Origin of the sequence: Alteraurantiacibacter palmitatis, from assembly GCF_037154115.1 — a bacterium.
Taxonomy (GTDB): Bacteria; Pseudomonadota; Alphaproteobacteria; order Sphingomonadales; family Sphingomonadaceae; genus Alteraurantiacibacter; species Alteraurantiacibacter palmitatis.
Genome location: NZ_JBANRO010000001.1, coordinates 421,333 through 430,462 on the forward strand (window position 1 = coordinate 421,333; position 9,130 = coordinate 430,462).

19 protein-coding genes and 1 tRNA gene are annotated in these 9,130 nt (G+C 63.6%); 5 read left to right on the forward strand and 15 right to left on the reverse strand.

Annotated features, from left to right (window positions below; genetic code table 11):
* Positions 1 to 225 precede the first annotated feature (225 nt).
* Both WFP44_RS01760 and WFP44_RS01765 read left to right on the forward strand, forming a co-directional pair.
* Positions 226 to 354: a hypothetical protein gene (locus WFP44_RS01760; RefSeq protein ID WP_336924615.1), complete on the forward strand. Its 129-nt coding sequence runs from the start codon at positions 226 to 228 to the stop codon at positions 352 to 354.
* Positions 351 to 584, forward strand: coding sequence for a PspC domain-containing protein (locus WFP44_RS01765; protein ID WP_336924616.1), 234 nt, complete (start codon positions 351 to 353; stop codon positions 582 to 584). Before WFP44_RS01760 ends, WFP44_RS01765 begins: the two co-directional genes overlap by 4 nt.
* Positions 585 to 588: 4 nt before the next feature.
* Here the strand turns inward: WFP44_RS01765 and WFP44_RS01770 are convergent, their stop codons facing one another.
* Positions 589 to 1,347 carry a queuosine precursor transporter gene (locus tag WFP44_RS01770; RefSeq protein ID WP_336924617.1) on the reverse strand — a complete coding sequence of 253 codons (759 nt, stop codon included), beginning with the start codon at positions 1,345 to 1,347 and terminating at the stop codon, positions 589 to 591.
* A gap of 59 nt (positions 1,348 to 1,406) precedes the next feature.
* Between WFP44_RS01770 and WFP44_RS01775 the strand changes: the two genes are divergently transcribed.
* A tRNA-Arg gene (locus WFP44_RS01775) sits at positions 1,407 to 1,483 on the forward strand.
* A gap of 241 nt (positions 1,484 to 1,724) precedes the next feature.
* Here the strand turns inward: WFP44_RS01775 and WFP44_RS01780 are convergent.
* From WFP44_RS01780 to leuC, 7 genes are read right to left on the reverse strand one after another with little or no spacing between them, the layout of a single operon-like run.
* Positions 1,725 to 2,339, reverse strand: coding sequence for an SOS response-associated peptidase (locus tag WFP44_RS01780; RefSeq protein ID WP_336924618.1), 615 nt, complete (start codon positions 2,337 to 2,339; stop codon positions 1,725 to 1,727).
* Between the two features lie 53 nt (positions 2,340 to 2,392).
* A complete protein-coding gene (gene grxD / locus WFP44_RS01785; protein ID WP_336924619.1) occupies positions 2,393 to 2,722 on the reverse strand; it encodes a Grx4 family monothiol glutaredoxin in 330 nt (109 codons plus the stop codon).
* A gap of 33 nt (positions 2,723 to 2,755) precedes the next feature.
* A complete protein-coding gene (locus WFP44_RS01790; protein WP_336924620.1) occupies positions 2,756 to 2,989 on the reverse strand; it encodes a BolA family transcriptional regulator in 234 nt (77 codons plus the stop codon).
* A gap of 4 nt (positions 2,990 to 2,993) precedes the next feature.
* Positions 2,994 to 3,317, reverse strand: coding sequence for a DUF1476 domain-containing protein (locus WFP44_RS01795; RefSeq protein WP_336924621.1), 324 nt, complete (start codon positions 3,315 to 3,317; stop codon positions 2,994 to 2,996).
* A 46-nt stretch (positions 3,318 to 3,363) separates the two neighbouring features.
* Positions 3,364 to 3,978: a 3-isopropylmalate dehydratase small subunit gene (leuD, locus tag WFP44_RS01800; RefSeq protein WP_336924622.1), complete on the reverse strand. Its 615-nt coding sequence runs from the start codon at positions 3,976 to 3,978 to the stop codon at positions 3,364 to 3,366.
* Positions 3,978 to 4,136, reverse strand: coding sequence for an isopropylmalate isomerase (locus WFP44_RS01805; RefSeq protein WP_336924623.1), 159 nt, complete (start codon positions 4,134 to 4,136; stop codon positions 3,978 to 3,980). Before WFP44_RS01805 ends, leuD begins: the two co-directional genes overlap by 1 nt.
* Positions 4,137 to 4,184: 48 nt before the next feature.
* Complete coding sequence (gene leuC, locus WFP44_RS01810; RefSeq protein WP_336924624.1) at positions 4,185 to 5,618, reverse strand: 3-isopropylmalate dehydratase large subunit; 1,434 nt, start codon at positions 5,616 to 5,618, stop codon at positions 4,185 to 4,187.
* A 128-nt stretch (positions 5,619 to 5,746) separates the two neighbouring features.
* Between leuC and WFP44_RS01815 the strand changes: the two genes are divergently transcribed.
* Together WFP44_RS01815 and WFP44_RS01820 are read left to right on the forward strand one after the other, a co-directional pair.
* A complete protein-coding gene (locus tag WFP44_RS01815; RefSeq protein ID WP_336918465.1) occupies positions 5,747 to 6,178 on the forward strand; it encodes an acyl-CoA thioesterase in 432 nt (143 codons plus the stop codon).
* Positions 6,179 to 6,204: 26 nt separating this feature from the next.
* Positions 6,205 to 6,726, forward strand: coding sequence for a sterol desaturase family protein (locus tag WFP44_RS01820; RefSeq protein ID WP_336924626.1), 522 nt, complete (start codon positions 6,205 to 6,207; stop codon positions 6,724 to 6,726).
* A gap of 19 nt (positions 6,727 to 6,745) precedes the next feature.
* On the opposite strand, the gene WFP44_RS01825 is transcribed toward WFP44_RS01820, so the two are convergent.
* The 7 genes from WFP44_RS01825 to WFP44_RS01855 form a co-directional block, all read right to left on the reverse strand.
* Positions 6,746 to 7,093, reverse strand: coding sequence for a YbaN family protein (locus WFP44_RS01825; protein WP_336924627.1), 348 nt, complete (start codon positions 7,091 to 7,093; stop codon positions 6,746 to 6,748).
* Positions 7,094 to 7,098: 5 nt separating this feature from the next.
* Positions 7,099 to 7,509 (reverse strand): SufE family protein, encoded by a 411-nt coding sequence (locus tag WFP44_RS01830; protein WP_336924628.1) that lies wholly within the window; start codon positions 7,507 to 7,509, stop codon positions 7,099 to 7,101.
* 72 nt (positions 7,510 to 7,581) lie between these two features.
* The gene (locus WFP44_RS01835) at positions 7,582 to 7,818 is read right to left on the reverse strand and encodes a hypothetical protein (RefSeq protein WP_336924682.1); all 237 of its coding nucleotides are present in this window, start codon (positions 7,816 to 7,818) and stop codon (positions 7,582 to 7,584) included.
* A 14-nt stretch (positions 7,819 to 7,832) separates the two neighbouring features.
* The gene (locus WFP44_RS01840; RefSeq protein ID WP_336924629.1) at positions 7,833 to 8,093 is read right to left on the reverse strand and encodes a hypothetical protein; all 261 of its coding nucleotides are present in this window, start codon (positions 8,091 to 8,093) and stop codon (positions 7,833 to 7,835) included.
* Positions 8,090 to 8,416 carry a hypothetical protein gene (locus tag WFP44_RS01845; protein WP_336924630.1) on the reverse strand — a complete coding sequence of 109 codons (327 nt, stop codon included), beginning with the start codon at positions 8,414 to 8,416 and terminating at the stop codon, positions 8,090 to 8,092. The genes WFP44_RS01840 and WFP44_RS01845 overlap by 4 nt, the downstream gene beginning before the upstream one ends.
* Positions 8,416 to 8,799: a hypothetical protein gene (locus tag WFP44_RS01850; RefSeq protein WP_336924631.1), complete on the reverse strand. Its 384-nt coding sequence runs from the start codon at positions 8,797 to 8,799 to the stop codon at positions 8,416 to 8,418. The genes WFP44_RS01845 and WFP44_RS01850 overlap by 1 nt, the downstream gene beginning before the upstream one ends.
* A complete protein-coding gene (locus WFP44_RS01855) occupies positions 8,799 to 9,116 on the reverse strand; it encodes a hypothetical protein (protein ID WP_336924632.1) in 318 nt (105 codons plus the stop codon). The genes WFP44_RS01850 and WFP44_RS01855 overlap by 1 nt, the downstream gene beginning before the upstream one ends.
* Positions 9,117 to 9,130 lie beyond the last annotated feature (14 nt).

Genomic DNA, 9,130 nt, shown 5'->3' on the forward strand with positions numbered 1-9,130 from the left:
TGTCTGCGCTGTGGCCTATGCCAGCGCTTGCGCCAATTCCACGAAAAAGCGCGAAGCCAAGCATTGGTGAAAAATCCCAATAATCGGCGCGGAGCAGTGGCGCACCTTTCGCGCAGCTGAACGAAAATCGCAGAATTCCGCCATTTTCGCAAATTGGCACACCCCCTGCAATCATTGCTGCATCGGACGCACACCGCGTTCCGGCAAACAGGAAAGGGAAACACAATGTCGAACGAAAAGAGCATCTTGCACCGCGCCGCCGCCGCACTTGGCGCTGTCACCATGTCGCTGGCGATCATGGTCAGCTATTTCGCCACGGCGGAAATGCAGGCGGTTTCGGGAGTGCTGGCATGACCGCGCCCGGCACGCAGTCGGCCAATCACGAGGTGCGCCTTGCGCCGCGCAAATTCGCGCTGGATCGGGAGCGCGCCAAGCTTGGCGGGGTCTGCGCCGGCATGGCCAACTGGCTGGGCACCGATCCGCTGTTGGTGCGCCTCGGCTTTGCCATCGGCACCGTGGCGGGGCTGGGCAGCCTGATCCTGGTCTATCTGGTGATCTGGTTCGTGGGCGCGGTGGCGGAGTGATCCGTCACGCCCCCGCCCCATCAACACGCTCCGCACGGGCGAAGGGGGAGAAATCGGTGTCGGTATCGAAGACATCGACCCCCTCGCGCGCTTTCAGGAAGCCGACCACCTTGTAGGTGACCGGCGTCAGCAGCACTTCCCACGCGGTTTTCAGCCCCCATTGCGTCAGCGCCACGGTGATCACCAGATCAGTCGTCCAGCCAGCCGCACCCAGAAAGGCAATGGGGTAAAACAGCGCGCTGTCCACCCCCTGGCCCACCACGGTCGAGCCGATGGTGCGCGTCCACAAATAGCGGCCCTTCGTCCACACCTTCATCCGCGCCAGCACATAGGAATTGACGAATTCCCCCGCCCAGAAGGCGATGATCGAGGCCATGACGATGCGCGGCACCTGGCCGAACACCTGCTCGTACGCGTCCTGCCCGCCCCAGTTTTCCGCCGGCGGCAGCGCCACCACTACAGTCGCCATGAAGGCCATGAAGATCAGCGCGGCAAAGCCTGTCCAGATGCACCGGCGCGCATGGGCGTAGCCATAGACCTCGGTCAGGATATCCCCGATGACATAGGAGACGGGGAAGAACAGGATGCCTGCGCCAAAGGCCCACAGGCCCAGCACCGGAATATCCATCACCGCCACCTTGCCTGCGCCGATTACATTCGACAGCAGCAGGATGGCGACAAAGGCGGCCATCACCAGATCGAAATAGCGAAACTGGCGGCCAGCGCCTTCTTGCCCGGTGATCGCTTGCGGATTTTGCCCCATCCCCGATGAGTAACCCGATTTGCGCGCGCCGCAAACCCCGCTAAAGGGCGGGGCAGCGCGCGCCCGTAGTTCAACTGGATAGAGCACGAGCCTTCTAAGCTTGGAGTTGCAGGTTCGAATCCTGCCGGGCGCGCCATTCCCGCTCTCCCCCGCTTCGCCGCACCTGTCGGCATTCTTGACAGCGGCCTCGCGCCTTAACTTTTCGCGAACCATCGTCTGCCGCACCAAACCGCCAATCCTGCAAATTGGCACGGCCCATGCAAAGATATTGGCATAGTCTGGTCTTCGACTGAGGCGGGGCCGCTTAACGGTCCAACCCCTGGAACCGATAGTCTCCCGGTCCCGCCTCCCCGAAGCCTGCTTTCCCCCCAAGACCGTCAGCGTTTTCCCGCCCACGGCTCCGCTGTGCGATCCACCACCAGTTCGCCCGCATAGGGGCGGCACAACGCCAGGGCCTCGTCCGGCGGGGCGTTCAGCCATGTGGCCCAGTCCGCGCGCGGCAGGATCACCGGCATCCGGTCGTGCAGGAAGGATACCGCCGCATTCGCCTCTGTCATCACCATGGTGAAGCAATCGCCCCATTCCGCTGATGGCCGCCACAGGCCCGCCACTGCCAGCAGCGGTGCATCGGGTGGTGAGAACCAGGTGCGCGTCTTGCCCCCCTTTGGCCCTTCGGACTCGGCAAAGGCGGATACGGGGACAAGGCAGCGCCGATCGCGGAAGCTGGCCGCCCAGAACGGGCTTGTCAGCTTGTCGGCGCGGGCGTTGTTGACCGGTTTGGGCTTCAGCTTCTGCCCCTTGGCCCCAGTCAGGCTGAGCGGGAAGCCCCAGACCATCGGTTGAATAGTGCGCGCAGCCAGAACGAGGCCGGGATAGCCGGGATAGACCTGTTCGGGCACATTGCCGGGCATCACGCGAAGGTCAGCGGCGATATCCGCAAAAAAGCCCGCCACTTCCGCGGCGGGCCTTGTCATGCGATACAGATTGCACATTGCCTGTCCCGCCTCAGGCGCCGGTGCGGCGGATGCGGAGCAGGGCGCGCAAATCAGGAAGCCTTGGCCACCTGCTTTTCCTCCAGCAGCGCCTGCAATTCGCCGGCTTCGTACATTTCCATCATGATGTCGCTGCCGCCGATGAATTCGCCCTTTACATAGAGCTGCGGAATGGTCGGCCAGTCGGAGAAGGCCTTGATACCCTGGCGGATTTCCATGTCCTGCAACACATCCACGCTTTCAAACGCGACATTGCAATGGTCGAGAATGGCGACCGCCTTGTTGGAAAAGCCGCATTGCGGAAACAGCGGCGTGCCTTTCATGAACAGGACAACATCGTTGCCGGTCACGATTTCGGAAATGCGTTGATTGACGTCAGACATGGATCCCACCGGGTTTTGAGTGCTTGCTGCCTGTCACTTGGGAACGGCAGTGGACAGTTGCAAGGCGTGGAGCACGCCGCCCATGCGCCCGCCCAGCGCGTCATACACCATCTTGTGCTGTGCCACGCGGGTCTTTCCGGCAAAGGCGGCGCTGGTGACGTGGGCGCGCCAGTGATCCCCATCATCGACCAGCGCGGTGATCTCCACCACCGCATCGGGAAGGGCGGCCTTTATCATCGCCTCGATATCGGCGGCGGCCATGGGCATGGGATCAGGACTCGCTCATCAACTGGCGGCGGGCTTCCACCGCCTTTTCATCCAGCTTGGCGCGCACGGTCGCTTCGTCCACATCCTGGCCTGCGGCGATCAGATCGCCCAGCACCTTGCGGATCACGTCCTCGTCGCCCGCTTCCTCGAAATCGGCCTGGATCACCGCCTTGCGATAGGCGTCGGCTTCTTCCGCGGTCAGGCCCATCAGGCCTGCGGCCCATTCACCCAGCAGGCGGTTGCGGCGCGCGGCGACGCGAAAGGCGGTATCTTCGTCCATGGCGAATTTGGCTTCTTCGGCGCGTTCGCGGTCGTTGAAATTGGTCATCGGATTTCCTCGTAAGCGGGATAGGGCGAAATTACTGCGTGGCCGGTCAGGCGGCAAGCCCGGTTCCGGCGCCGGTTCCGTTGGCAACCCATGGCTGGCCAGCGGCAAGGCGCGCTTCATAGGCGGCGATAGCTGCCTCGCTTTTCAGCGTCAGGCCCACCTCGTCGAGCCCTTCCATGAGGCAATGCTTGCGGAACGGGTCGATCTCGAACGTCCAGCGATCCTGAAAGGGCGTGGTCACGGTCTGGCTTTCGAGGTCGATCGTAATCGGATCGGTCTCGGCCACTTCCATCAGCCGGTCGATCGCGTCCTGCGGCAGTGCCACGGTCAGGATGCCGTTCTTGAAGGCGTTGCCGGCAAAGATGTCGGAGAAGCTGGGCGCGATCACCGCCTTCACGCCCATGTCGAGCAGCGCCCAGGCAGCGTGTTCGCGGCTGGAGCCACAGCCGAAATTGTCGCCCGCCACAATGATCGGCGCGCCCGCATGGCGCGGATCGTCGAACACATTGGCGGGGTCTTTGCGCAGGGCCTCGAATGCGCCCCGGCCAAGGCCGTCGCGCGTCACCGTTTTCAAGTAATGCGCGGGAATGATGATGTCGGTATCGACATTCTTCATGCCGAAGGGATAGGCGCGGCCTTCGACGCGTGCGACGGGCTCCATCAATCGGTCTCCGGGTTCTCGCCAGAGGGAATGGGGCCGGGTGCTGCGCTTTCCGGCTTCTTGCGGCGCTTGGTGGCGTAAAGCAGCGCGGCGGCCACGGCGGCTGAACCGATGGCGGCACCGGCGGCGATCAGCTTCTTCTTGTTGTCGTCGGTCATGATGGCAATGTGGTCTTTCGCAAGGGCAGGCACAAGCGGCCGAGCAGCCTATTTCACCAGTTCGCGCACATCGGTCAGCTTGCCGGTAACAGCGGCGGCCGCTGCCATCGCAGGCGACACCAGATGCGTGCGCGCGCCCGGCCCCTGCCGGCCGACGAAATTGCGGTTTGAGGTGGAGGCGCAGCGTTCGCCCGCAGGCACCTTGTCCGGGTTCATGCCAAGGCAGGCCGAACAGCCCGGCTCGCGCCATTCCAGACCCGCCTCGATAAACACCTTGTCCAGCCCTTCAGCCTCGGCCTGCATCTTCACCAGACCAGAGCCGGGCACGATAATGCCCCATTTGATGTTGGGGTGTTTCTTTCGGCCGCGCAGCACCTCGGCCGCCGCGCGCAGATCCTCGATCCGGCTGTTGGTGCAGCTGCCGATGAAGATATTCTGCACCTCGATTTCGTCCATGCGCTGGCCCGGTTCCAGCCCCATATATTCGAGGCTGGCGCGCGCCGCGCGCTGCTTGGACGGATCGGCAAAGCTCATGGGATCGGGCACCACGCCGCCGATTGCCACGGTATCTTCCGGGCTGGTGCCCCAGGTGACGGTGGGCTCGACATCGGCGGCATTGATTACCACGCTCTTGTCGAACACCGCGCCTTCATCGGTGTGGAGCGAGCGCCAATAGGCAACCGCCGCATCCCAATCCGCGCCCTTGGGGGCATAGGGGCGGCCTTTGAGATAGGCGAAGGTCGTCTCGTCAGGCGCGATCAGACCCGCGCGCGCGCCGCCCTCAATGCTCATATTGCAGACAGTCAGACGGCCTTCGATGCTCATCTGTTCGAACACGCGGCCGCGGTATTCGATCACATGGCCCGTGCCCCCGGCGGTGCCGATGGTGCCGATGATGTGCAGGATCAGATCTTTGGAGGTCACGCCGGGCTTGAGGTCGCCCTCCACTCGCACTTCCATCGTCTTGCTCTGCCGCAATTGCAGCGTCTGCGTGGCAAGCACGTGCTCCACTTCGGATGTGCCGATGCCAAAGGCGAGCGCACCCACGCCGCCATGGCAGGCGGTGTGGCTGTCGCCGCACACGATCGTGGTGCCGGGCAGCGAAAAGCCCTGTTCCGGCCCGACGACGTGCACAATGCCCTGCTGCGCGGCGGTGGCGCTGAAATAGCGGATGCCGAATGCGGGCGCATTGCGCTCCAGCGCTTCCAGTTGCTGGCGGCTTTCCGCGTCCGCGATCGGCACGCGCTTGCCCGCCGCATCCACGCGCGGCGTGGTGGGCAGATTGTGATCGGGCACCGCCAGCGTCAGTTCCGGGCGGCGGACCTTGCGCCCGGCAAGGCGCAGCGCCTCGAAGGCCTGCGGGCTGGTAACCTCGTGCACGAGGTGGCGATCGATGAAGATCAGGCTGGTGCCATCGGGCCGCTGCTCGATGACGTGGCTGTCCCAGATCTTTTCGTAAAGGGTGCGCGGTTTGGATGCCATGATGCTGGCCCCGTTAGCGCCTGTGGGCCATGCCCTGCAAGCGGGCTGGGCCAAGGAATTCTTTGCGCAGGCGAAATAACCGCACGGCGCATCTTGGAAATGTCATGCGGATGCACTAATTTACATCCATGTCAGCAAACGCGCACGCGATTCCCATCCGCATTGTCCCTGAAGATATCGACTTCATGGGCCATGTGAACAATGCCCGTTATCTCAATTGGGTGCAGGATGTGGTGCTGGCGCACTGGCACCGCTTTGCCCCGGCAGAGACGGCGGCGGCGCACGCCTGGGTGGCGCTGAAGCACGAGATTACCTACCGCAAGCCCGCCTTTCTTGGCGATGATGTGATTGCGCGCACCGTGCTGGAAAAGGTGGCGGGCGCGCGTTCCTTCTACAACACCGTGATCGAGCGCGGGGGCGAGGTTCTGGCCGAAGTGCAGTCGATGTGGTGCTGCCTCGATTCGGCCACGCTGCGCCCGGCGCGGATCAGCCGCGAGATCGCGGAAAAGTATTTCGGAATAATCGCGGGAGATAGGGCCAAAGGCGAGACTTCCGCCTGAACCGCTTTCGGCTTATAGCGGCCACCATGTCCGACACCCTGCTTGCCATCCTGATCGTGCTTGCCAGCGTTCTGGCGATGGAATGGGTTGCCTGGGCCAGCCACAAATACATCATGCACGGATGGGGCTGGGGCTGGCACCGCGACCATCACGAACCGCATGACAAGGTTTTGGAAAAGAACGATCTTTATGGCGTGGTCGGCGCGGGGATGAGCATTTCGATGTTTGCTATCGGCAGCCCGATGGTGATGGGCGCATCGGCCTGGTGGCCGGGCACGTGGATCGGGCTTGGCATCCTTGTCTATGGCCTCATCTACACGCTGATCCATGACGGGCTGGTGCATCAACGCTATTTCCGCTGGGTGCCCAAAAGCGGCTATGCCAAGCGGCTGGTGCAGGCGCACAAGCTGCACCATGCGACGATCGGCAAGGAAGGCGGCGTCAGCTTCGGCTTCGTCTTTGCGCGCGATCCCGCCAAGCTGAAGGCGGAACTGAAGCGCCAGCGCGAGGCGGGGATTGCCGTGGTGCGCGAAAGCGCGGGGGCGTAACCCACAGGTTTCGCCGCACCTATTCCGGACGCCTCCAGATCCAGCTTCCCGTCACGCTGACCACGCCCAGCGTCACCAGCCACCACGGAAAACCGGCGGTCAGCCCGGTCAGCACCACACCCATGCCCATCGCGATCAGCGCGGACACCTTCGCCCGGCGCGAAATCGCGCGGCGTTCCCGCCATTCGAGCAGCGGCGGCCCCCAGCGCGGATGGGCGAGCAGGCGGGCCTCCCACGCCGGATTGCCGCGCGCAAAGCAGAACGCGGCCAGCAGCAGGAACGGCACCGTCGGCAACAGGGGCAGAAAGGCACCCAACGCGCCGAAGCCCACACAGAACAGCCCCGCGCCAGACCAGAGCGGGCGCACCGCGATCAGGCTGCCGCCGCGATGCGCGCGGCGTGCTCTTTCACCAGCGCGATCATGTTGGGCACGCCTTGGGTGCGGTTGCTCGACAGCTGGTTTTTGAGGTCGAACGGAGCGAGCGCGCCCGCTACGTCCATCGCTGCCACTTCGGCGGCAGGCTTGTCCTGCACCGCGGCGATCACCAGCGCCACGATGCCCTTGGTGATGGCGGCATTGCTGTCGGCCAGAAAATGCAGGCGGCTCGCATCACCCGTGGGATAGACCCAGACCTGCGCCGAACAGCCGCGCACCAGCGTGGCATCGGTTTTCAGCGGCGCGGGCATCTCTTCCAGCTCGCGGCCCAGCTCGATCAGCAGGCGATAGCGTTCATCGCCATCGAGGAAGTCGTATTCGTCGAAAATGTCAGAGAGGCTGCGCATGGCCGCGCCTTTAGCCGATGGGGCGGACAAATCCACCCTGTCCGAACAGCGGGGTGGCCGAACAGCGGGGCGTTACAAATCCACCCCGCTGGCGATGGCTTCCAGCTTGCGGATGCGTTCCTTCAGGTCGGCAATCTCGATGCGCTGCATCCCTTCAAGCGAGCCCCCTTCGCTGGCCGCAGGGGACAGGCGGCGTTCCAGTTCGCGCTCCTTCAGCGCCAGCCAGCCCTGCCAGCCTTTCAGCGCGGCGGCGGCGAGGATTATCAGGCCCAGCAGAGAAACACAGGCTAACAGAATTTGTTCGCTCATCATTTCCTCACTTCCTATTCGTCGCGCAGTTTCTCGATTTCCGAGGACAGGCGCTGCGCCTCGCGTTCGTCGGTGACGATGCGTTCGAGCACCTTCACCCGTTCGCGCAGGGCTTTTACCTCGGCCTGCAGTTCCGCGTCGCGGGCGGAGACCGCCTTGTGCAGCTTGCCATCGGCATCCTCGACATGGCCCATGCGCGCCAGATTGCGCTGTTTGACCAGTTCAAAGGCCATGCCCGCAATCACCACAAGGAAAACGAAGGTCCAGAAACTCATTGCACCTTTTCCTTCAGGTTCAGCGGCACGCCGTGGGCTTCCTCCTGCTGCGCGCGCAAAGCCTCGATCTCGCGCGCCAGCGTGGCGGCGGTGTCCGTCCTGCCATCGGTGGCGATGCGTTCCAGCACGCGCAGGCGCTGTTCCATACTGTCCAGCCGTGCAGCCACTTCGCCGGAAAAGGCGGGCAGGGCGGCGGCGCGTTCGGCGTCGAGCCGCTTTTCCTTCAGCGCAATCGCGCGCTTTGCCACTTCCTTGACGGTGCCCAGCACCAGCGCGGAAATCACCACGATGAAGCAGAAGAAAAAGGCCATTCCAGCGTCCATTACAGCACCTTTTCGCGTGCGCGGCCCCGCGCCAGCGGCAGGCCCGTATCGGTATCGGTGTCGCGCAGCGCCTCGATCGCTTGCGTCAGGTGAAATCCGCCATCGGTGACGATGCGTTCCACATTGGCCATCCGGTCTTTCAGGCTGGACAGTTCGGCGCGCAGCTGGGCGTTTTCCTGCGTCAGCAAGGTGACGCGCTGCTGCGCCTCGCTACCCATGCCGGGCTTCAGCGACTGGCCCCACATCCCTTCGAGCGGATAGCCGTTCTTGATCTTCATCCGCGTGGAGTTCCACGAGGCGAGGATACCTGCGAGCGAGATAACCACCACGCCGGTGATGATCAGCGGCACGTAATCCAGAATGCCTGCCAGATTGGGGTCCATCACACGCGCTCCCCGCTCTTGGTATTGTTCAAACCAAGCGGCACGCCGTTGTCGTCTTCGACGTGGCGGGTATCGCGCAGCGCCTCGATTTGCGCGGCGACATTGTATCCGCCATCGGTGACAATGCGTTCCAGCACGCGCACCCGTTCCTCCAGCGCGGCCACCTTGCTGGCATATTGCGCGGCGCGTTCCGCCGTATCGGTGGCGGTGTTCTGCAATTTCATTTCCGCCAGCCGTTGCTGGTGCTTGCTCCAGATCGCCATGAGCGGGATCGACAGCGCCAGTATCGGGATCAGCAGGGCCAGACTTCCTTCCATCTTCGGTTCCCCCC